23 protein-coding genes are annotated in these 22,110 nt (G+C 39.7%); all 23 read right to left on the reverse strand.

Features of this window, described 5'->3' with window-relative positions; translation table 11 throughout:
• Window positions 1-69: 69 nt before the first annotated feature.
• A complete protein-coding gene (locus tag AC3II9_RS02360) occupies window positions 70-477 on the reverse strand; it encodes a F0F1 ATP synthase subunit epsilon (RefSeq protein ID WP_489152875.1) in 408 nt (135 codons plus the stop codon).
• A gap of 24 nt (window positions 478-501) precedes the next feature.
• Window positions 502-1,917, reverse strand: coding sequence for a F0F1 ATP synthase subunit beta (gene atpD / locus AC3II9_RS02365; protein ID WP_489152876.1), 1,416 nt, complete (start codon window positions 1,915-1,917; stop codon window positions 502-504).
• Between the two features lie 49 nt (window positions 1,918-1,966).
• Window positions 1,967-2,824: an ATP synthase F1 subunit gamma gene (gene atpG, locus AC3II9_RS02370; RefSeq protein WP_489152877.1), complete on the reverse strand. Its 858-nt coding sequence runs from the start codon at window positions 2,822-2,824 to the stop codon at window positions 1,967-1,969.
• A 41-nt stretch (window positions 2,825-2,865) separates the two neighbouring features.
• The gene (gene atpA, locus AC3II9_RS02375) at window positions 2,866-4,374 is read right to left on the reverse strand and encodes a F0F1 ATP synthase subunit alpha (protein WP_489152878.1); all 1,509 of its coding nucleotides are present in this window, start codon (window positions 4,372-4,374) and stop codon (window positions 2,866-2,868) included.
• A gap of 28 nt (window positions 4,375-4,402) precedes the next feature.
• A complete protein-coding gene (locus AC3II9_RS02380; RefSeq protein ID WP_489152879.1) occupies window positions 4,403-4,939 on the reverse strand; it encodes a F0F1 ATP synthase subunit delta in 537 nt (178 codons plus the stop codon).
• Entirely contained in the window at window positions 4,936-5,457 is a 522-nt protein-coding gene (atpF, locus tag AC3II9_RS02385; RefSeq protein WP_489152880.1) for a F0F1 ATP synthase subunit B, read from the reverse strand. Before atpF ends, AC3II9_RS02380 begins: the two co-directional genes overlap by 4 nt.
• Window positions 5,458-5,626: 169 nt before the next feature.
• Window positions 5,627-5,851 (reverse strand): F0F1 ATP synthase subunit C, encoded by a 225-nt coding sequence (atpE, locus tag AC3II9_RS02390; RefSeq protein ID WP_004269474.1) that lies wholly within the window; start codon window positions 5,849-5,851, stop codon window positions 5,627-5,629.
• A 75-nt stretch (window positions 5,852-5,926) separates the two neighbouring features.
• On the reverse strand, window positions 5,927-6,652 hold the full coding sequence (gene atpB, locus AC3II9_RS02395; protein ID WP_391367637.1) for a F0F1 ATP synthase subunit A: 726 nt from the start codon (window positions 6,650-6,652) through the stop codon (window positions 5,927-5,929).
• A 33-nt stretch (window positions 6,653-6,685) separates the two neighbouring features.
• Entirely contained in the window at window positions 6,686-7,057 is a 372-nt protein-coding gene (locus tag AC3II9_RS02400) for an ATP synthase subunit I (protein WP_391367640.1), read from the reverse strand.
• 679 nt (window positions 7,058-7,736) lie between these two features.
• Window positions 7,737-8,858: a non-hydrolyzing UDP-N-acetylglucosamine 2-epimerase gene (gene wecB / locus AC3II9_RS02405; RefSeq protein ID WP_489152982.1), complete on the reverse strand. Its 1,122-nt coding sequence runs from the start codon at window positions 8,856-8,858 to the stop codon at window positions 7,737-7,739.
• Window positions 8,859-8,923: 65 nt separating this feature from the next.
• Window positions 8,924-9,553 (reverse strand): uracil phosphoribosyltransferase, encoded by a 630-nt coding sequence (gene upp / locus AC3II9_RS02410; RefSeq protein ID WP_391367643.1) that lies wholly within the window; start codon window positions 9,551-9,553, stop codon window positions 8,924-8,926.
• Between the two features lie 209 nt (window positions 9,554-9,762).
• A complete protein-coding gene (locus AC3II9_RS02415; RefSeq protein WP_489152881.1) occupies window positions 9,763-11,928 on the reverse strand; it encodes an EAL domain-containing protein in 2,166 nt (721 codons plus the stop codon).
• Window positions 11,929-12,082: 154 nt separating this feature from the next.
• Window positions 12,083-13,327: a serine hydroxymethyltransferase gene (gene glyA, locus AC3II9_RS02420; RefSeq protein WP_489152882.1), complete on the reverse strand. Its 1,245-nt coding sequence runs from the start codon at window positions 13,325-13,327 to the stop codon at window positions 12,083-12,085.
• Window positions 13,328-13,368: 41 nt separating this feature from the next.
• Window positions 13,369-13,917 (reverse strand): TIGR01440 family protein, encoded by a 549-nt coding sequence (locus AC3II9_RS02425; protein WP_489152883.1) that lies wholly within the window; start codon window positions 13,915-13,917, stop codon window positions 13,369-13,371.
• A 7-nt stretch (window positions 13,918-13,924) separates the two neighbouring features.
• Window positions 13,925-14,362: a ribose 5-phosphate isomerase B gene (rpiB, locus tag AC3II9_RS02430; protein ID WP_431029069.1), complete on the reverse strand. Its 438-nt coding sequence runs from the start codon at window positions 14,360-14,362 to the stop codon at window positions 13,925-13,927.
• Between the two features lie 266 nt (window positions 14,363-14,628).
• Entirely contained in the window at window positions 14,629-15,921 is a 1,293-nt protein-coding gene (locus AC3II9_RS02435) for a methyl-accepting chemotaxis protein (protein WP_489152884.1), read from the reverse strand.
• 6 nt (window positions 15,922-15,927) lie between these two features.
• Complete coding sequence (locus AC3II9_RS02440) at window positions 15,928-16,368, reverse strand: low molecular weight protein arginine phosphatase (RefSeq protein WP_489152885.1); 441 nt, start codon at window positions 16,366-16,368, stop codon at window positions 15,928-15,930.
• A gap of 894 nt (window positions 16,369-17,262) precedes the next feature.
• Complete coding sequence (locus AC3II9_RS02445) at window positions 17,263-18,300, reverse strand: L-threonylcarbamoyladenylate synthase (RefSeq protein WP_489152886.1); 1,038 nt, start codon at window positions 18,298-18,300, stop codon at window positions 17,263-17,265.
• A 99-nt stretch (window positions 18,301-18,399) separates the two neighbouring features.
• Window positions 18,400-18,945: a stage II sporulation protein R gene (locus AC3II9_RS02450; protein ID WP_489152887.1), complete on the reverse strand. Its 546-nt coding sequence runs from the start codon at window positions 18,943-18,945 to the stop codon at window positions 18,400-18,402.
• Window positions 18,946-18,989: 44 nt separating this feature from the next.
• A complete protein-coding gene (prmC, locus tag AC3II9_RS02455) occupies window positions 18,990-19,844 on the reverse strand; it encodes a peptide chain release factor N(5)-glutamine methyltransferase (RefSeq protein ID WP_489152888.1) in 855 nt (284 codons plus the stop codon).
• Complete coding sequence (gene prfA / locus AC3II9_RS02460; RefSeq protein WP_489152889.1) at window positions 19,837-20,913, reverse strand: peptide chain release factor 1; 1,077 nt, start codon at window positions 20,911-20,913, stop codon at window positions 19,837-19,839. The genes prmC and prfA overlap by 8 nt, the downstream gene beginning before the upstream one ends.
• 96 nt (window positions 20,914-21,009) lie before the next feature.
• The gene (locus tag AC3II9_RS02465; RefSeq protein ID WP_391367674.1) at window positions 21,010-21,582 is read right to left on the reverse strand and encodes a thymidine kinase; all 573 of its coding nucleotides are present in this window, start codon (window positions 21,580-21,582) and stop codon (window positions 21,010-21,012) included.
• A 139-nt stretch (window positions 21,583-21,721) separates the two neighbouring features.
• Window positions 21,722-21,925: a 50S ribosomal protein L31 gene (gene rpmE, locus AC3II9_RS02470; RefSeq protein WP_391367677.1), complete on the reverse strand. Its 204-nt coding sequence runs from the start codon at window positions 21,923-21,925 to the stop codon at window positions 21,722-21,724.
• Window positions 21,926-22,110: the final 185 nt, after the last annotated feature.

A 22,110-nucleotide genomic window follows, 5' to 3' on the forward strand; every position in this document is an offset into this window, starting at 1 on the left:
TTATGAGAAACTTATACTTCCCTGTCTGCTAAAAAAGAGCGGACAACAGTAATTGTCCGCTCCTATTTATTAGATATTACCCTCATGAACATTGATACGATTAATCGCGCGTTTAAGAGCTAACTCCGCACGGTTGAAATCAACGTTATCTTGTTTTTGTTGAAGTCGTTGCTCAGCGCGAGCTAAAGCTGCTTTTGCACGAGCGACATCAATCGATGAAGCAACCTCTGCAGATGATGCTAAAATCGAAATTTTGTCTGGACGTACTTCAATAAAACCACCGTTAACAGCCGCAAGTTCTGTTTGGCCGCCTTCTGTTTTTAGCTTCACTGCACCAATAGCAAGTGGAGCTACCATAGGAATATGGCCTGGAAGCACACCAATCTCACCTGAAGTTGTTTTCGCGATAACCATTGCTACTTCAGCATCGTATACTGGGCCGTCGGGAGTGACAATATTGACTGTTACTGTCTTCATATTTTTTCCTCCTCGCCGTTAGAATTAAACCTCTACGCCCATGCCTTTAGCTTTTTCTACTACTTCTTCAATGCCACCAACTAAACGGAAAGCATCTTCTGGTAAGTGGTCATATTTACCTTCAAGGATTTCCTTGAATGAACGTACAGTTTCTTTAACTGGTACGTATGAACCTTTTTGACCAGTGAATTGTTCCGCTACGTGGAAGTTTTGAGATAAGAAGAATTGAATACGACGAGCGCGTTCTACTGTTTGCTTATCTTCATCAGATAACTCATCCATACCTAAGATGGCGATGATATCTTGTAACTCACGGTAACGTTGGATCGTACGTTGTACACCAGTAGCTACTGCATAGTGCTCTTCACCTACGATTTCTGGTGATAATGCACGAGAAGTTGATGCTAATGGGTCAACGGCTGGGTAGATACCCATCTCAGATAATTTACGCTCTAAGTTCGTTGTTGCATCTAAGTGAGCGAAAGTTGTTGCTGGCGCTGGGTCAGTATAGTCATCGGCTGGTACGTAAATCGCTTGAATCGAAGTTACAGAACCTTTTGTAGTCGATGTGATACGTTCTTGTAATTTACCCATTTCAGTAGCAAGTGTTGGTTGGTAACCTACCGCAGAAGGCATACGACCTAATAGGGCAGAAACCTCAGAACCTGCTTGTGTGAAACGGAAGATGTTGTCGATGAATAAAAGTACGTCTTGACCTTGCTCATCACGGAAAAATTCCGCCATTGTAAGACCAGTTAACGCTACACGCATACGTGCACCAGGTGGCTCGTTCATTTGACCGAATACCATGGCAGTTTGCTTAATAACGCCTGAATCTGTCATCTCGTGGAATAAGTCATTACCTTCACGAGTACGCTCACCTACACCAGCGAATACAGAGATACCGCTGTGCTCTTGCGCGATGTTGTTAATTAATTCTTGGATTAATACTGTTTTACCTACACCGGCACCACCGAATAGACCGATTTTACCACCTTTGATGTATGGTGCTAATAAGTCTACTACTTTGATACCTGTTTCTAGGATTTCAACTGTAGTTGATAATTGATCGAAAGTTGGTGCTTCACGGTGAATTGAATCACGGCGAACTGAAGCTGGGATTTCTTCACCTAAGTCGATTACTTCACCAAGTACGTTGAATACACGACCTAGTGTTGAATCACCAACTGGTACTGAAATCGGTGCTCCTGTGTTAGTCACTTCTGCACCACGTTGTAAGCCATCAGTAGATGACATCGCAATTGTACGAACAGCGTCGTCACCTAAGTGAAGTGCAACTTCTAAAGCAAGAGTTGTTGGCTCTTCGTTTGGACGTTCAATCTTAACTGTTAATGCGTTATAGATTGCTGGTAATTGACCGTTCTCGAACTTAACGTCGACAACTGGACCCATTACTTGTAGAACGTGTCCTTTGTTCATTATGTGTACCCTCCTATCGTATTCTTATACGACATTGGCAGACTGCCGCCTATTCTAAGGCTGCAGCTCCACCAACGATTTCTGTAATTTCTTGTGTAATTGCTGCTTGACGTGCACGGTTGTATTGAAGAGATAAGTCTGAGATTAAGTCAGATGCATTATCTGTTGCATTACGCATTGCCGTCATACGAGAAGCATGTTCACTTGCTTTACCGTCTAATAGCGCACCATAAATTAAGCTCTCTGCATATTGTGGAAGTAATACTTCTAGAATTGCTTCACCAGATGGCTCGAATTCGTATGCAGCTTGAGTAGAAGCCGGTGCAATATCAGTTAATGGAAGAAGCTTTTTCTCAGTAACAACTTGAGAAATAGCACTTTCAAAGTGGTTATAGTACATATAAAGTTCATCATATGCGCCATCAATGAACATACCAACAGCATTACGAGCGATTTCTTTAATATCAGCGAATGTTGGTTGGTCAGGAAGAGCAACGACACTGCTAATAACATTATGATCACGTTTTACAAAGTAATCACGTACGATACGACCTACAGCTAAAACTACGTACTCGTCTTTTGACTTGTGACGTTGGTTGATTGTACGTTGCACTTGACGTAAAATACTAGAGTTGTAAGCACCTGCTAAACCACGGTCAGAACCGATTACAAGGTAAGCAGTTTTCTTAACAGGACGGACAGTTAACATTGGATGCCCGCTGTCTTTTGTACCTGAAGCGATTGCACCTACTACATCTTGAATTTTCTCCATGTAAGGAACGTAAGCTTTAGCGTTTTGCTCTGCACGACGTAATTTCGAAGAAGAAACCATCTGCATCGCTTTAGTCGTTTTTTGCGTACTCTTTGTAGAATTAATACGACCTTTAATTTCGCGTAAGTTTACCACTGGTATTTCACCACCTTTTGTTTTTTAATCACAGTCCGATATTACTCAGATTTAGCGAAAGTTTTTTTGAATGCGTTGATAGCTTCAACGATATCAGCATCCGCTGGAAGATCTTTTGTCGTACGGATATGATCTAAAACGTTAGTGTGGTTTGAATCTAACCAGCTTAACAATTCACCCTCGAAACGAGTGATGTCTGCTACTGGAATATCATCTAAGTGACCACGAGTTAACGCGTATAAAATAACAACTTGTTTTTCAACTTTAAGTGGTTTGTTTAGGTCTTGTTTCAGAACCTCTACCGTACGTTTACCACGCTCTAATTTAGCTAAAGTCGCTTTATCTAAGTCAGAACCGAATTGAGCAAACGACTCTAACTCACGGAAAGCTGCTAAGTCAAGACGTAATGTACCCGCTACTTTTTTCATCGCTTTGATTTGAGCAGAACCACCTACACGTGATACTGATAAACCGGCGTTGATCGCTGGACGTACACCAGAGTTGAATAAGTCAGATTGTAAGAAGATTTGTCCGTCAGTGATTGAGATAACGTTTGTAGGAATGTAAGCTGAGATATCCCCTGCTTGTGTTTCTACGAACGGTAACGCTGTGATCGAACCGTTTTGGTACGTTTCGTTTAACTTCGCAGCACGCTCTAATAAACGGCTGTGTAAGTAGAATACGTCACCTGGGTAAGCTTCACGACCTGGAGGACGACGTAATAATAATGATAACTCACGGTAAGCAGATGCTTGTTTAGATAAGTCATCATATACTACTAATACGTGTTTACCTTGTAACATGAACTCTTCTGCCATCGATACACCAGCAAATGGCGCTAAGTATAATAGCGGAGCTGGTTGAGAAGCTGAAGCTGTTACAACGATTGTGTAATCTAAAGCGCCGTTTTTACGTAATGTTTCAACTACGCCACGAACTGTAGATTCTTTTTGACCGATTGCAACATAGATACAAATCATGTTTTCACCGTTTTGGTTTAAGATTGTATCGATTGCTACAGATGTTTTACCTACTTGACGGTCACCGATGATTAACTCACGTTGACCACGACCGATTGGTACAAGCGCGTCAATCGCTTTGATACCTGTTTGTAATGGCTCATGTACTGATTTACGCGCCATTACACCGAAAGCTGGGCTTTCAATCGGACGAGATTTTTCTGTGTTGATTGGACCTAATCCGTCAACTGGTTGACCTAATGGGTTTACAACACGACCAATTAGTGCTTCACCAACTGGTACTTCCATGATACGACCTGTACGACGAACTTCATCGCCTTCTTTAATGCCAAGGTAGTCACCTAGAATAACGATACCTACGTTACCTTCTTCTAAGTTTTGCGCCATACCCATAACACCGTTAGAGAACTCTAAAAGCTCTCCAGCCATGACGTTGTCGAGGCCATGAGCAAGAGCAATACCGTCACCAACGCGGATAACTGTACCTACTTCGCTTACTTGTAATTCAGATTGGTAATTTTCAATCTGCTGTTTAATCAGACTGCTGATTTCTTCAGCTTTGATGCCCATGTATGTTCACCTCTCACATTTCTTAAAATTAACCAACTAACGTACGCTTTAGACCTTCTAGCTTAGAAGCTACTGTGTTGTCATAAATGTAGTTGCCGATTTGTACACGAATGCCACCAAGTAATGCTGGCTCGATTAAGTTTGTAATGTCTAGCTTCTCTTTTCCTACTAACTTGGCGAAAGATGCAGAAATTTCTGCGCGTTCTTCGTCAGTTAAAGCACGAGTTGAGTAAACTGTTGCTTCAGCAGCGCCTTGAGCTGATGCTGCTAGTGTTTGGAATGCTTCTGCTACTGCAGATACTTCGTTAATACGCTTACGATCTACTAATACATGTAAAAGATTCACTACTGCTGGATTTGCATTAGCAAGCACACCAGTAATCAATGCTTTTTTCTTGTCCGTAGAGATTTTAGGAGCTTGTAGTAAAGAAAGTAACTCTGGAGTTGCTTCTAAAGCTTTTGAAAGTTCCTTTAAATCTGCGCTTATTTCAGCTAGTGTGTTTTGTCCACTTGCTAATTGGAATAATGCTTCAGCATAACGCTTAGCTACAGTCGATTGACTCATTTCGCCTCGCCTGCCTTCGCAATCGTTTCTTTAATTAATGTGCTATTGTCAGCCTCAGAAATTTCTTTTCCAAGAACTTTAGATGCTGCAAGCACTGATAGTGAAACCACTTCTTCACGCACAGCAGCGATTGCTTTCTCTTTTTCTGCCTCGATATCACGAACAGCAGCTTCTTTTAAACGAGTTGCTTCATTACGAGCTGCAGATACGATTTCTTCACGAGTCACATCAGCTTGTTTCTTAGCACCTTCAATGATTGTTTGTGCTTCAGTACGTGCTTCTTTTAAAAGAGATTTTTGCTCTTCTAATACGGCATGTGCTTCTTTACGAGCTTTTTCAGCTGCATCGATTTCACTTGCAACTAACTCTTCACGTTGTTCCATGATGCCCATTAACGGACCCCAAGCGAACTTTTTAAGAAGAAGTAGTAATACTAGGAAGATAATTCCCGTTGCAAGGATATCACCAGTGTTAAGACCTGTTGCTCCAGCAGCAAGTACAAGTTTATCTAATCCCACGATTGTTTCACTCCCTTCAAGAGCTTGACTAAATTCAAAAATCTATAATGTTTAAAACTTTACGTTCAATGTCAAATACTACTTTAATATGTACGATTAAGCATTTACCTAACCATACAAAAGGAATGGCGAAGATGTGCTTCGCCATTATCATCTAATAATCCTAAGATTATTTGTTCATTACGATGAATGCTACTACTACCGCGATGATAGGAAGGGCCTCAACTAATGCAACCCCGATGAACATTGTAGTTTGAAGTACGCCACGAGCTTCTGGTTGGCGAGCGATACCTTCTACTGTTTTTGAAACGATAAGACCGTTACCGATACCTGCACCAAGTGCACCTAAACCGATTGCGATTGCTGCTGCTAATAAACCTAATGAACCTGTCATTTTAAAATTTCCTCCTTGGAATGTTTGTTTTTTGTTTGGTTCAAATTACCACGTGGTTAACGTGGAATTTTATAATTAATGGTCGTGACTCACTTTGTGCGCCATATAAACCATTGTTAACATAGTGAAAATGAAAGCTTGGATAAACCCGATGAAAATCGAGAATCCTTGCCATGCCATCATTGGTACGATTGCACCGACAGCACCAATTGCGCTAGATGTCGCTAAACCTGCGATTAACGCAAGTAAAATCTCACCAGCATAAATGTTACCGTAAAGACGTAGACCAAGAGTTAATGTATTCGCAAACTCTTCAACAATCTTTAATGGGAACATGAAAGACATTGGTTGGAAGTATGTTTCTTTTACATAACCACCAGCACCTTTTGCCTTTACACCATAGTAATGTGATAACACGATTACTAGTGCCGCTAATGTCATTGTTACTGTTGGGTCAGCTGTTGGTGATTTCCACCATAATACATCATCATAAATGATAGCGAATGGAAGACCCAGCAAGTTGGCAACTGCAACGAACATGATAAGTGTAATTCCTAGAACGTGGAATGGCTTACCTGTTTTCCAGTCCATATTTCCCGTAACGATGTTCTTTACGAAGTCCATAACCCACTCCATAAAGTTTTGCATGCCTGTTGGCTTAAGTGCTAAGCTACGTGTCGAAATAAACGCGATTAAGAACACGACTATAGCTGTTACTAATAACATCATTACTGTAGATAAGTTGAATGTAAGTGTTACAAACCCAAGATCTAAATGTGCTTCAGGACTTTTATGATTCATTTCTGCATTCACCTCTCTTTCCAATGCACTTTTTTATTGGTTTTTGATTGCATGTACAACACGTTCAATCACAAGCAATACATACGGAATCATTAAGCCTATAACCGTGCTAATTAAGTGAAAATATTGTGGCAACGAAATTGCAATTGCGACTGCCGCAACACCAGATCCGAACCGCAAAGCCGTACCGATTGATGGTGCTTTCGTCCCTTCACTTATGGAACGGTCAAACTTTTCCATTCGTCGAAGCAAAATCCAAAAGTTATACGTGCCAAAGAATGCACCGAGAGCTATTCCAGCGAATACTGTTTGATATGCAGTAAATCCCCAGCCTAAAGCACTGAGAGCAAGCAAAAAAAATAACGCTTTTTTCTGCATAGCGAAAATATGATGCAAATCTAGCATTGGCAATTAATCTCCTGAATCTTTTTTTTCGAGTAAAGAATCGTTTTAGACCATCAAGTGAACTAAATCGTAGCAAATAGATGCACTACAAGCTGTATTGCATCTAGAAATAATAGTTGCATTTTGAGCATGTCCGCTCCCTCAACAACAAGTCATGCTACTTACTAGAAAGCTAAACCACTTTTATGGACACTGATCCAGATGCATAAAAACGTTGCAAATTGACAATTTTGGTTTCAACTGTCAGTCTAGTAGAAACTTGATATAACAAGTGTTTCAACGCATTTTGACTACAAGAAACCCTTATCATTCTTACCCTTTGTTAGCATACAATAGGGGTTATTTGATGTCAATTGGTTCAGGTGAAAAACTTCACATTCTCACCTTTCTTGTCAAATTGTTGACAAATTTGTGTATGAAAATTCACATTTGCCAACAATATTTTTTATTATCGTCGTTTTTAGCTGCTTTAAGACAGTTTTCTTCTATTTTTTGTGAAATTAGCGTATTCGCAATTTTCCAATTTCTACGACAAGCATCTATTACTAAAGTAATAAGTGCATTTTCGCTACAATAGCGCAATAAATACATAAAAAAAGGGTCATATTGAGATAAAAATCGCCCGTTTCGAGTTAAAGCGTAACTCAACATTCCCCTTCATCAATATACTTTTTTTCTATTATTTCACACTATCTAAAAATTTAATAAGCGCTTCTACAATTCGTTTCGATGCAAATCCATCACCATAAGGATTGGAAGCTTGAGCCATTTTCGCATAGGCCTCTTCGTCTACGAGCAATTCTTTCGCTAATGTATAGATGGTATGTTCATCTGTACCTGCAAGCTTTAATGTACCCGCAGCAATCCCTTCTGGACGTTCTGTTGTATCGCGCAGTACCAACACAGGCTTCCCTAAAGACGGGGCTTCCTCTTGTACACCACCTGAATCTGTTAAAATCATATAGGAGCGCGCTGCAAAGTTATGGAAATCAAATACTTCAAGTGGTTCAATTAAGTGAATACGAGGATTATCCCCTAATACTTCGTTGGCTACCTCACGAACAGCTGGATTCATATGTACAGGATACACCACTTGTACATCTCCATGCTCTGCTAGTAAACGATTGATCGCACGGAACATATTGCGCATTGGGTCACCTAAGTTTTCACGGCGATGTGCTGTCAGTAAAATCATACGGTCCTGACCGACTTTCTCTAGCACAGGGTGTGTATACGCTTCTTTTACCGTCGTTTTTAAGGCGTCAATCGCCGTATTCCCTGTGACGAAAATCGCTTCAGCTAGCTTATTTTCCTTTAGTAAGTTTTCCTTTGACACTTCTGTTGGCGCAAAATGAAGATCAGCCATTACTCCTGTTAACTGGCGATTCATTTCTTCAGGGTACGGGGAGTATTTTTGGCCTGTTCGAAGCCCTGCTTCTACATGCCCAATCGCAATTTGATTGTAAAATGCAGCCAAGCTCCCAATGAACGTCGTTGCTGTATCCCCATGCACCAATACGATGTCTGGTTGTGCTTCTTTCATCACACGATCTAGCCCTTGCAATGCATTCGTTGCTACATCGACTAATGTTTGGCGATCTTTCATAATATTCAAATCGTAATCCGGTGTAATATGAAACGTCTCCAGTACTTGATCGAGCATTTGGCGATGCTGTGCCGTTACTGTTACAATCGATTCAATTTTTTCAGGATACTTTTGCAACTCCAGTACAAGCGGTGCCATTTTAATTGCTTCAGGACGCGTCCCAAAAATCGTCATCACTTTAAATTTTGCCATGATTCAATCTTGCCCTCTCTTTATTACAAAATGGGATGTCACATACGCAACATCCCTTTTGTTTCATATTATTTTGTACCAAATAAGCGGTCACCAGCGTCACCAAGACCTGGGACGATGTAGCCGTGATCGTTTAACTTCTCATCTAATGCCGCAATATAAATATCTACATCATCATGCTCATCTTGAATCGCTTTTACACCTTCTGGCGCTGCGATTAAGCACATAAACTTAATATTTTTTGCACCGCGCTTTTTCAAAGAGTTAATCGCTTCCACAGCTGAACCACCTGTTGCTAACATTGGATCTACAATAATGAAATCACGCTCTTCTACATCAGCTGGGAGCTTCGCATAATATTCCACAGGTTTTAATGTTTCTGGATCGCGGTATAAACCGATATGCCCTACTTTCGCAGCTGGAATCAGTTTTAGTACACCATCAACCATCCCAATACCTGCACGTAAAATTGGCACAATTGCAATTTTTTTACCCGATAATACTTTCGTTTTCGACGTTGTGACAGGCGTTTCAATTTCGATTTCTTCCAATGGCAAATCACGTGTAATTTCAAATGCCATTAATGTTGCTACTTCGTCTACAAGCTCACGAAATTCTTTTGTGCCTGTGTTTTTATCACGAATATAAGTTAACTTATGTTGGATTAGTGGGTGATCAAAAACATATACTTTACTCAAGGTGGATCTCTCCTAACTGTTGTTTATCTGAATCAGTATAGCATAAAAAAACAAACTGTAACATCGAGAGTTATCACAGTTTGTTTTTTGAAATATATGATTATTTTAGCTCAACATCAAAATGCATTTAGTGTTTAGTATACATGCTTACGGAAAAAATTTTAGTATAACATATGTGCTTTCAACAGTTTTCGAGTGCCCTTATAGCACTATAATATATTCTTTTCTTCGATTTCTGCCAAGGACATCGGTTTATAGAATAAGTAGCCTTGTCCACTTTTACAGCCAAGCTGATATAACAGATCTGCTTGCTCCTGCGTTTCAATGCCTTCTGCTACTACATCGATTTCTAAATTATACGCAATTTGAATAATTGATTGGACAATGACAAATGTCCCTACTTCATGGATGCGTGATGTAAAGCTCCGATCAATTTTTAATTCGGCAAACATTAACTTTTGTAAATAGCTTAGCGAAGAGTGGCCTATTCCAAAATCATCAACACTCGTTTTTAAACCACGGACAAATAAATCTCGAATGATTTTTTGTGCGCGCTTCACATCAACAAGCCCTAAATTTTCTGTAATCTCGATAATTAAATAGTTTGGATCTGCATAATATTTTTTTATTAGCCGCTCCAGTTCCTCTACAAAGTGGGGATGGTAGAAATGCTCGGGCGAAATATTAATCGCTACAGGCACAATCCGCTTTCCCTCATATTGCCGTTGCTGGAACCACTGAAGAACTTGTTCGATGATTTGCAAGTCAATTTGACGAATCAGCCCTGCACGTTCTGCAATCGGAATAAACTCAGCAGGTGAGACAAATCCAAGTACCGGTGAAATCCAACGCGCAAGCGCTTCCATACTTGTAATATACGCTTTCCCTAACGCTACTTTCGGCTGGAAATAGGCTGTTATTTCTTTATTTTTTAAAGCCTCTATAAGATGCTTTAAAACGATAAATTCTTTTTCTAATTGTCCATCGTTTTCTTGTGAGTAAAACTTCACACACGTACCAGACACTCCTTTTGCCTCCGATAGCGCATTTTCGGCGTATCGAACAGCATCTTGTACGGCTTTTTTATGTTGAAGTATGGCACTACCACATTTTAATGTAATATAAAACTCTTTTCTATCAATGACAAATGACTGTACTACTAAACCGTTTAAAAAATCTTCTGCATCCCCCTTGGTCGTTTCGATTATCTCTCGTTCCATATATAAAACAATCGATTCGCTAGAAAAACGACCGATTAAGGCTTGATTCTTCATATCTCTATGTAAAATACGTTCGTATAACTGTTTGAGTAGTTCTTCGCCTGCATCGCGTCCGTATAATTCCACAATACGTGAAAATTCACTCGGTTCTATTATTTGAATAGCTCCATCTACGACATCCAGTTCTGTTAAGCGCTCAATAAACCCCTGGCGATTCATCATGCCCGTCCGCATATCCGTATAAGCAAGCTGATAGATTTGTTTCTGTTTTTGCTCGTAAGAATGGGCCAAGATAATTAAATTTAGAATTTTTTTAATAAATAGTTTATATATTTTCGTATCATCCTGTTGTTCACTATAGTAAATCGTCATTACACCGAGCGCTTCTCCGTCTGCCTGGCGAATCGGGACAAATGCATAATTTGTTAATTCATGTTTGAGTGCGAGCTGTTTATGTAATAGATGAATGGGCATTTGATTGAGGTCATTGCCCATTGTCATATGCTCACGTTCTATTAATTGTGTATAGTAATCTATTTCTGCACATTGTTCCAGCAAATAATGCACGGGCTTTTCTGGATAAAATGCACTCGACTGCACCATGTGAAGTGCACCATCCTGCTTTAAAATAATCGATGTAAAGCTATACGGATGAAAAAAACAATCCATACTGTTACAAACAAGTTGAAGCTTTTCGATAAACGGTACTTCATGTTGAATGGCTGTAAACATATCCTTTTCGAGTCGATCTACAAAGCCATATAGGTGTGTATATGTAATGTCTTGAATACAAACAAGTACAAATTCCGTTTCATTGTCCTTGCTTTGAAGTGGAATACATGCTAATTCTGCATAAAAAGAAGCACCATTTTTTCTATTATGTATAACTTGTGCTTTCGTCATCTTGCCTTTCAGTAGACGTTGCTCCACTTCTTCCATATGTATATTACACTTTATATGCTGCAAAAGTTGTTGAAAAGGTATATACGTTATATCTTCAAAGTTGTAGTTTGTTAAATTTGTATAAAGCTCATTACAATAAATAACAGAAAATGTTTTATTTAGAATAATATACTGTTGATTCGACTTATCGCCTAAATCTCTTAATGTGCGAAAGAGAATATTCGATTCATACTCAACAAACTGAGTTAGCATCTCCCTCTCCTCCTTTCTCAATGAATGTTAAACAACAAATAATCTTTCGTCCATTATTACCCAACTCAATGCCATAAATCAACAAATAAATTATTTCCATATTACTGAAAAAAGATACTTTCCAACTAGTTGGAAAGTATCTCAAGATAGTATTTTATGCGTATAATGGGTATTTATCTGTTAACGCTTGTACACGTTGACGTGCTTCTGCTTTTACTGCTTCATCTTCTGGATTTTTTAGAACAGATGCAATAATTTTCCCAACTTCTGTTGCATCTTCTTCTTTGAAACCACGCGAAGTGACCGCTGCAGTACCAACACGGATACCAGATGTAACGAATGGTTTTTCTGTATCATATGGAATCGTGTTTTTGTTTGTTGTAATCGCTACTTCATCTAATAAATGCTCCGCTACTTTACCAGTTAAGCCTAGCGATTTCACGTTTAACAGTAATAAGTGGTTGTCTGTACCACCTGATACGATTTCAACGCCTTCTTCCATTAAGCTTGCTGCTAATGCTTTTGCGTTTGCTTTAATTTGTTTTGCATATTCTTTGAATTCCGGTTGTAATGCTTCACCGAATGCAACCGCTTTTGCAGCGATGACGTGCATTAACGGACCGCCTTGAATACCTGGGAATACAGATTTGTTTAATTCTTTTTCCCATTTCTCATCTTTTGTTAAAATCATACCGCCACGTGGACCACGTAATGTTTTGTGTGTAGTCGTTGTAACAAAGTCAGCGTATGGGATTGGGGATTGGTGTTCACCTGCTGCGACAAGACCGGCGATGTGTGCCATATCTACCATGAAGTACGCGCCTACTTCGTCTGCGATTTCACGGAATTTCGCGAAGTCGATTTCACGTGGATAAGCAGATGCGCCTGCCACGATTAACTTTGGTTTAGCTGCTAATGCTTTTTCACGCACATCGTTATAGTCGATTGTTTGCGTTTCTTCTGATACACCGTATTCTACAAAGTTATAAAGAATACCCGAGAAGTTTACTGGTGAACCATGTGTTAAGTGACCACCGTGAGAAAGGTTCATACCAAGTACTGTGTCACCCGGTTGTAAAATTGTATGGTAAACAGCCATGTTCGCTTGTGCACCTGAGTGTGGTTGAACGTTTACGTAAGCTGCACCAAATAATTCTTTTGCACGGTCACGTGCGATATCTTCTACTACGTCCACAAACTCACAGCCACCATAGTAGCGTTTGCCTGGATAACCTTCTGCATATTTGTTTGTTAAGTAAGAACCTTGTGCTTCCATTACCGCTTCTGATACGAAGTTTTCTGAAGCAATCAGTTCGATGTTTGTATTTTGACGCTTTTTCTCTGCTAAAATGCCGTCTAAAACTGCTTTATCTTGTGCTGCTAATTTTTCAAATGCCATGATAAAAATCCCCCTAAAGTTTAAGTTCTTGGCTTCCGCCATTAGTGCATCTCATATTGAGCGCGTACACCACCGATTAATTTCGGACGTGTTTTCGCCGCTGTGACAATGGCTTGTCCAATCGTTTTCACGGATGTACGAATTGGCACAGCTACTACTTTTAAATGCATACCGATTAATGTTTGACCGATATCGATGCCTGCATGTGCATGTACATATTCAACAACGACCGGATCCTTCATTTGCGTATAAGCATACGCAGACATGGAACCGCCTGCCGTTCTGACAGGAACAACTGCAACAGGCTCTAAATGATATTTTTCTGCGGCCGCTCGCTCAAGCGTAAGCGCTCGATTAATATGCTCACAACCTTGAAAAACTAAGTACAGATCATGCTTTTTCGCAAAACGTTCAAGCTCGTCATATAACAACTGTGCAACTTCTATTGCACCCGCTGTACCGATCTTCTCTCCTATCACTTCCGAGGTAGAGCAACCGATGACGAATAGCTGTTTCGGTTGAAAAGTGACTTGCTCTTCTACTTCACTTAACAATTGCGCGATTTCCTGCTTCAAATGCTGTAAAGTCATAAGCCTGTTACCCTTCTAACTCAGCAATTTTTTCAATGCGGCGAGTATGTCTGCCGCCTTCGAAATCCGTATTTAACCAAGTAGCAACAATTTCACGTGCAAGACCTGGGCCAATGACGCGCTCCCCCATGGCCAATACGTTCGAGTCATTGTGGCAACGTGTTGCCTTCGCTGAAAATACATCATGCACTAATGCACAACGAATACCTTTAAATTTATTTGCTGCAATCGATATCCCAATCCCTGTACCGCAAATTAAAATGCCGCGGTCAAACTTTCCAGCTGCAACACCTTCTGCTACTGGTCTTGCGTAATCTGGGTAGTCTACAGAATCGTTTGTTTGTGGACCGAAATCTTCATAGCTAATATTCAGCTCATCTAATAGCGCCATAATTTCTTTGCGTAAATTATTGCCGCCATGATCCGAAGAAATTGCGATTTTCACTAAGATTCCCTCTTTTCAAATATATTCATGTACAGTGTACCATTTCTGACCGCATTATGACACGTATTTTACGATAAACAAATGAATGTTTTTAGGTGAAATACGAATGTTTTCGCTTACAAAGCGAAAATCGTTCATTTTTATACCTATTTTTCGCTAGATTCGAAAGATAACATTCGCCTAAATTCGGAAAACTAAAAGAAAACTAAAAAAACGAGTTTCCTAATAACCTAACCTCTTATAGATTATTAAAAAGCTCGTTTCTCTTATTTTGTTCGATCAAATTGTAAAATGACTTTATGCAACTCATCTGACTGCTGTTGGAGGTTTTGCGATAGTTTTTCGATTTGTTCAATGGAATACGCCTGCTCCTCTGTCGCCGAGCTGACTTCTTGTGTGCTGGCCGATGTTTGCTCTGCAATGGCCGCTACTTCATGTGACTGTTGTGCGGTTGTTTCAATATTATGCATTTGTTTTTCAACAAGCTTAGAAATCGTAATGACCGCCTCCGCCATTTCATGGACATTCGCTGACATCTCCCCGACCGCAGTCGTTGTTTCTGACACGCGCGCCGACTCCGTTACTGCATACGCAACTTGTTCATTCATTTGATTTACGACAGTATCGACATTCTGTTGAATCGTTTTGATTAAGTCCGTAATCCCTTTGACTGCATTGGCACTTTCATCAGCTAATTTTCGCACTTCCTCTGCTACTACAGCGAACCCTTTCCCGTGTTCTCCTGCACGCGCTGCTTCAATCGATGCATTTAAAGCGAGCAAATTCGTTTGTGCTGCTATATCACCAACAAGACCAATAATCCGTTCAACTTGTTGTGCGTTGTTTTCTAATTCATGAATACTTTGAAGGGCCTGTTCATTTCCCATAGCGATATGCTGAATACTCTCTACTAAACTTTGAATGGCAGTCGTCGTGTGTGATAAGTTATCAATAATAACCTGTGATTTTGTTGCTGAATTGACAGCAACACTATTCACTTCACTCGCTAACATCCGGACATCTTCAATTGCCTCTACTGTATCTTGTACGGCATTGGCAGATGCATCTGCTCCACGTGAAATTTGTCCCACTGTCGTAGCAATATTCGACGCTTCGTTGCGTGCTACGACCGTTTGCTTGGATAATTGTTGAATTGTATCGTTCGTCGTTTGGAAATTTTGCTCAATGCCGTCAACCATACCACGTAAATTGATTAACATTCGTTGAAATGCCTCAGCAACCGAACGAATTTCATCATTTGTATTAGGCATCTTGACATCTTGTCCAATTTTCCCCTCTGCCACACGCGTAGCCGTCTGCTCTAGTTGTTGCAAAGGTTTCACAAGAACGATACTGAACACAGCCGCTAAAATACAGGACCATGCAATCCCTAAAATATACGTAATGATTTCAAATAGTTTACGGTTTACTGATGGAAAAAACAGAGGTTGGATAAACTCAATAAATATGAAACTCACTGAATACGTAATTAACGCTAATATCCCCACAAATAGTATTAGCTTCGTACGCAAATTGAATATTTTCCTTTCGGATTTCATAAACCTTTATCCCTCCTTATACTGAGCTTCAAATTGCTCAATTAAACGTTGCAACTCTTGATATGTTTGTTTATATGTAGTTAAATCCCCACCAAATGGATCTAATACATCTTGACTACTGTATGGGGTTACATATTCTTTTAATGTATAGGTCTTTCCTTTTGCTTCTTCAAATGTACGTAAAATCATATCTTTATGGGCGCTTGTCATCGTTAAAATTAAGTTGGCCCATTGGACATCTCGTTCATTTACTTGTTTTGAGACATGTTGATGTGGAATATTTGCTTGTATCAGAACTTCTCTTGCATTTTCTGACATTTCCCCACCTTCTAAAGCATAAATGCCCGCAGATTTCACACTAACATTCGGTAAATTTCTACTTTTTAAAATCGCCTCTGCCATCGGACTTCTGCAAGTGTTGCCAGTACATACAAAGTAAATATTCATGTCACACTCTCTCCATTGTCTTAGTTGTTTTATAACTATAGTAAATACTCATAATGAGTATTTACATAAATATATTACCATTTGAGTAACCGTTGCTTTCCGCTGCGGCACTCGCTTTCCACGGGCGAGATCAAGCCTCCTCGTCGCTCATCCTTCGCTCCTGCGGGGTCTTGATTGTCTCGCTTTTCCCGTAGGAAGCTTTGCTCTGTAGCGAAAGGCGCATGCCGTCAGCTACACTCTCGTGGCTCCGCTACAAGCAACTAGTGTTCAATAAAAAATAGGTTCTAAAAATTAATAAAATATCCTTATTGATTCTAGTAGAGACTAGGCGATTATACTTACAAATAGAAAGATAATAATTCCCTATAGAAAAGATAAATGCTTTTTCTAGAATATCGAGAAGTATTCACTTTATTTGCCGTAGCGCGCCATAGCCATAGGAGCCGTAACAGGAGATCCAAACAGGCCACGCCTGTTTTAGCTCCTGTGTAGGCTGTGGCAAAGCGCGAAGGCTACGATACCACTTTAGTTTAATTATCCTATCGATATTTTTAGGATGCACTTTTGCTCATTACCAGTAAATATATAAAAATTGATTGTATTTCATCATTAGCATATCAAATTTAAGTATAGAAGGAAAGTAATGAACTATTAAAAATGTAACATAATAGGTGAATTGTCTCATATGAGGTTGAAAATAACATTCAATAAAATTCAACACTTGAAGAGGTAAATTATGTAGAATATGAAGATAATTTTGGTTATTTACTAGTAATATATATAGTGATTTATATTCCATATAATTACTTAATTATAATATAACACTAGATAAAAAGGCATTAAAAGATAAGAATTTGCGCTATAAATAAAAAACTCCACATAAGTATGTGAAGTTTAGTCTTGCTTTTTATACCATTTATCACCAGCTGCTTTTTCTAGGCGGTTCATAATGGCCGAACCCACACCTGTTTTTGACGTAGCAGTTGCTAAAATAATCGTTGCATCTGTTTTGTCGCAGCGTCGAAGGACATCGTAAAGATTTGCGCCCATTTGTTGCTGGTTATGTTCATCACCAAATGTGAAAAAATAATCCGCTGCTATATGTGCATATGTTGTCGGTGCTAACAATGCTACTTGATGACCTTGCTGTTGTAACGTAGCCACAGCTGTTGCTATATCCGCTGTTTCTTCTATTAAATACACAGGGGCTTCTGGTGCATAATGTGTATATTTCATACCAGGAGCTTTTGGTGTTGATTCTTGTTTTTGCTCTACATAGGTTGGCTCTAGAACAGGCCCAATGACTGCTTCTAGCATATCCTTTGTCACACCACCTGGACGTAAAATCACAGGTGGATCTAGTGTGACATCAAGCACCGTTGATTCAATCCCGATCCCCGTTACTCCTCCATCTACGATACAAGGAATAATGCCGTTTAAATCTTCCGCTACATGTTCAGCCTTTGTTGGACTCGGCTTTCCACTTCGATTAGCACTCGGCGCAGCGAGCGGTTTTTTTAACAGGCGTAATAACGCTAACGCGACAGGGTGTGCTGGCATACGTAAGCCAACTGTTGATAACCCTGCTGTGACACTTGGCGCGAGTATACCTGGCTTTGCTTTCATGACAATCGTTAGTGGGCCTGGCCAAAACGCCTCCATACATTGCTTTGCCACAAGCGGAATGTCTTCAATATACGCTGTCACTTCCTCAGTTGTCCCAATATGTACAATTAACGGGTTATCAGATGGGCGGCCTTTCGCTTCAAAAATGCGCTTCACAGCCACTTCATCTGTTGCGACTGCACCTAAACCGTAGACCGTCTCCGTTGGAAATGCAACAACTTGACTAGCATTTAAAACGTCCACAGCTTGTGCATATATTTTTTCGCTATTCACATTATTATCCACAATCAGTCTATCTGTTTTCATTTTTTACCTCTTTACCTACAAGTAATTGTTCAAATAATCCACAAATTGTTAATAACTTCTAAAAGAATGTGTATAAGTTTTCTGAAAATGTGCATAACTTTACGCCATTTTTTTCTTAAGCCACTCAATCAATTTAAATCTAACTTTTTCTTTTTCCGGTTGTTCCTCATCCTCACAAACGTTTGGGAACGCTGAACAAAACCAATTTTCACCACGACCACTGCCAATAATAATGACCAATGAATCTTTGGCATGTTGTGGATAAAATGTTTGCATCATTCGCTTTGGGGGAATTAAGTTATCCCCATGCTTCATTTGAATGTCTAAATGTGCATAATTCTTTTCCACATGCAATTGAATGTGCTGAATGAGCTCATTTTTCTCTAATGTGGCTACTGTTGACTGTTTCATTAATTGATTGACATCGTGTGCCACCTGTTGTTTCACTTCTTGATCTTTCACTGTGTTGCTATTCGCAATCACCCTTACTAATAAATCCTCTGTATAGCTTGGTCTTTGATCCTCTAATAATTCTACAAAACTTGGTACCGTATGCATAATGATATACAATGCAATGGCGCTAATGAGCAGTTTCAATGTAGCTAGTAATTTATCATTTCTTACAATCTCGTAATCACGTAACATGAAAATCCCTCCTTGCCTAGCATTGTGGACAAGGAGGTGAATTTTTATTCTACTATTTTACAAAAAACTATTCGATCTTTGCCGTTAATATCTTGCACGACCTCTACAGTCGCTTGCGGAAAGGCTGTTTGAAATAGTTCTTTTACTGCCGGACCTTGTTTATAGCCGATTTCTACCGCGACAAATCCCGGCGTATTCATCAGGTGCGGTAAGTTTTCTGCTAGTTTACGATATAATAATAGCCCTTCCTCTTCAGCAAACAGTGCGGTATGTGGCTCATGTGCAAGCACCACTTCTGACATATCCTTTGCTTCATCTAATGCAATGTATGGTGGATTGGATAAAACAATATCCCATTTTTCATGTGCAATGGGCGCCGTTAAATCTCCTAATCGAAAATCGATTTCTGCTTGTAAATGGTCCGCATTTTTTGTCGCTGTCGCAAGGGCTGTTTGTGAAATATCTGTCGCCGTTACTTTAGCAGCTGCCCATTCTTTTTTCATCGTAATCGCAATCGCACCACTGCCTGTCCCGATATCTGCTAACATGACTTCTTTATCACCAAATAGCTTTTTGCCATGTTCTAGCGCACAAACAATCAATTCCTCTGTTTCAGGTCGAGGGATTAATACGGATTCATCGACTTGGAATGTGCGACCGTAAAATTCCTCGACACCTGTAATGTATTGCACAGGGCGCCCTTTCGCATATTGCTCCACATACGATTTAAATGTGAAAAACTGTTCAGGTGTTAATGGTTCATGTGTGCGCATCATTAAACCAGAATAATTTGTTTTCAAAATATGTTGCAACAGTATTCTTGCAGCATTTTCATCGCGACCGTTACTAACTAAAAAAGAAGAAGCCCCGTTTAGGGCCTCAAATACTGTTTTATGCATCTTGGTTTAATTTCTCTAGTTTAGAAGCTTGCTCTTCTAAAATAAGTGCATCGATAATTTCGTCTAACTTGCCTTCGACGATTTGATCAAGCTTTTGTAACGTTAACCCGATGCGGTGGTCTGTTACACGGTTTTGCGGATAATTGTACGTACGAATACGCTCAGAACGGTCGCCTGTTCCGACAGCAGATTTACGTGTTGCGTCAATTTCTTTTTGTGCTTCTTGACGGTACATATCTGCTACACGTGCACGTAAGATTTTTAACGCCTTGTCACGGTTTTTTAATTGTGAACGCTCATCTTGCATCGATACAACAACACCCGTTGGAATGTGTGTCATACGAACGGCAGACATCGTCGTATTTACGGATTGACCACCTGCACCCGATGATGCAAATGTATCAACACGAATATCTTTTTCATGAATGTCAACATCTACTTCTTCTACCTCTGGAAGACATGCTACTGTTGCTGTTGATGTATGGATACGACCTTGCGATTCTGTGGCTGGTACACGTTGTACGCGGTGTGCACCGTTTTCGAATTTAAATTTAGAGTACGCACCTTGCCCATTAATCATAAAGATAACCTCTTTATAACCACCTGCTGCATTTGGTGTCGCTTCCATAATATCGATTTTCCAGCCTTGTGTTTCAGCATAACGAGTGTACATACGGAATAGGTCACCGGCGAAAATATTCGCCTCGTCTCCACCAGCTGCACCGCGGATCTCCATGATTACGTTTTTGCTATCGTTCGGATCTTTCGGGATTAGTAAAATGCGCAGACGTTCTTCTAACTCCTCGATTTGCCCTTTTAATCCGTTGAACTCTTCTTTTACCATTTCAAGCATATCCGGATCTTTTTCGTTCTCTAACATTTCACGTGCATCGGCAAATTGCTGTTTTGCTTCTTTGTATTCGCGGTATGCATCGACTGTCTCTTGAATATCCGATTGTTCTTTCGAATAATCACGAAGCTTTTTGCTATCATTGACGATATCTGGATCACTTAGAAGCTCATTTAAGCGCTCATAACGATCTTCTATCGCTTGTAATCGATCAAACATATATGTTCACCTCTAGTATTATGAATTAACAAATTTTCTTTCAAATCTACCTTCATTAGTATAATGAATTCTGGTCGTTGGTGCTACCATTATTCATTACAAAGGTGGATTGTTATGACATTTACGACAAACCGGGTAATACGTATCATTCCCACCGATTTGAATTTGTTCACCTGTATACACAGGTTTTTTATTTTCATCGACCCGTAAATTCATGGTCGCTTTTTTATGGCAAAACCAACAAATTGTTTTCATTTCTTCAATTTTATCTGCATAAATGAGCATATAACGGCTACCTTCAAATAGCTCGTTTTGGAAATCATTTTTCAACCCAAAGCCCATTACTGGAATATTTAACTCGTCCACAATGCGTGTTAGTTGAAGCACATGTTCTTTTGATAAAAACTGGACTTCGTCGATGAGTACACAATAGAGCTTTTCTGGATGCGCTTTGACGATTTCATAAATATTTGTTTCTTTAAAAACAGCCTGCGCGGGGCGGCGTAAACCAATTCGGCTCGACACTATCCCAACTGCCTCACGCGTATCAATAGCAGATGTAAAAATAAGAACGGGTTTATTTTGTTCTTCATAGTTATGCGCTACTTTTAAAATTTCAATTGATTTTCCGCTGTTCATTGCACCATGTTTAAAAAATAACTGTGCCATTATGAGCCTCCTTTTCATACATGTTGATGTATCTAGTATTTTTCGTTCAGTATAAGTTATATAAATAAGGAGTTTGTATTTCCTAATCTACTAAAGAAAATGCCTGCCATACGTAATCGTTTGGCAGGCATTTTGACAATTATTTGTTAAGACCGTATTTTTTGTTGAAACGATCAACACGTCCGTCAGCAGACGCGAATTTTTGACGACCAGTGTAGAATGGGTGACACTCGTTGCAGAACTCGACAACGATTTTCTCTTTTACTGAACCAGTCTCAAAAGTGTTACCGCAAGAGCAAGTTACTGTTGCAGTTTTGTAATCTGGATGAATTCCTTGTTTCATATTCGTTTTCTCCTCTCGCCCTGAACCATCTGGAACAGAGTATTATCGAACTGCACCTTACATAGCCCGAATATGTTATTACAGTAGTTCCGTAATAAAAGCGTGAAAGCCAGCTACATATGTGCACGTTACATACTAGAGAATGATAACATATTTAAATATTTAATTGCAAGTGCTATTTCACA

This window comes from Lysinibacillus sp. RU7, assembly GCF_057837305.1.

Coding starts and splice junctions, on each gene's coding strand:
- AC3II9_RS02360 (WP_489152875.1), bottom strand. CDS start 477: ATGAAGACAGTAACAGTCAATATTGTCACTCCCGACGGCCCAGTATAC.
- atpD (WP_489152876.1), bottom strand. CDS start 1,917: ATGAACAAAGGACACGTTCTACAAGTAATGGGTCCAGTTGTCGACGTT.
- atpA (WP_489152878.1), bottom strand. CDS start 4,374: ATGGGCATCAAAGCTGAAGAAATCAGCAGTCTGATTAAACAGCAGATT.
- AC3II9_RS02380 (WP_489152879.1), bottom strand. CDS start 4,939: ATGAGTCAATCGACTGTAGCTAAGCGTTATGCTGAAGCATTATTCCAA.
- atpE (WP_004269474.1), bottom strand. CDS start 5,851: ATGACAGGTTCATTAGGTTTATTAGCAGCAGCAATCGCAATCGGTTTA.
- atpB (WP_391367637.1), bottom strand. CDS start 6,652: ATGAATCATAAAAGTCCTGAAGCACATTTAGATCTTGGGTTTGTAACA.
- AC3II9_RS02400 (WP_391367640.1), bottom strand. CDS start 7,057: ATGCTAGATTTGCATCATATTTTCGCTATGCAGAAAAAAGCGTTATTT.
- AC3II9_RS02415 (WP_489152881.1), bottom strand. CDS start 11,928: ATGCTAACTCAGTTTGTTGAGTATGAATCGAATATTCTCTTTCGCACA.
- glyA (WP_489152882.1), bottom strand. CDS start 13,327: ATGGCATTTGAAAAATTAGCAGCACAAGATAAAGCAGTTTTAGACGGC.
- AC3II9_RS02425 (WP_489152883.1), bottom strand. CDS start 13,917: ATGACTTTACAGCATTTGAAGCAGGAAATCGCGCAATTGTTAAGTGAA.
- AC3II9_RS02435 (WP_489152884.1), bottom strand. CDS start 15,921: ATGAAATCCGAAAGGAAAATATTCAATTTGCGTACGAAGCTAATACTA.
- AC3II9_RS02440 (WP_489152885.1), bottom strand. CDS start 16,368: ATGAATATTTACTTTGTATGTACTGGCAACACTTGCAGAAGTCCGATG.
- AC3II9_RS02445 (WP_489152886.1), bottom strand. CDS start 18,300: ATGAAAACAGATAGACTGATTGTGGATAATAATGTGAATAGCGAAAAA.
- AC3II9_RS02450 (WP_489152887.1), bottom strand. CDS start 18,945: ATGTTACGTGATTACGAGATTGTAAGAAATGATAAATTACTAGCTACA.
- prmC (WP_489152888.1), bottom strand. CDS start 19,844: ATGCATAAAACAGTATTTGAGGCCCTAAACGGGGCTTCTTCTTTTTTA.
- prfA (WP_489152889.1), bottom strand. CDS start 20,913: ATGTTTGATCGATTACAAGCGATAGAAGATCGTTATGAGCGCTTAAAT.
- AC3II9_RS02465 (WP_391367674.1), bottom strand. CDS start 21,582: ATGGCACAGTTATTTTTTAAACATGGTGCAATGAACAGCGGAAAATCA.
- rpmE (WP_391367677.1), bottom strand. CDS start 21,925: ATGAAACAAGGAATTCATCCAGATTACAAAACTGCAACAGTAACTTGC.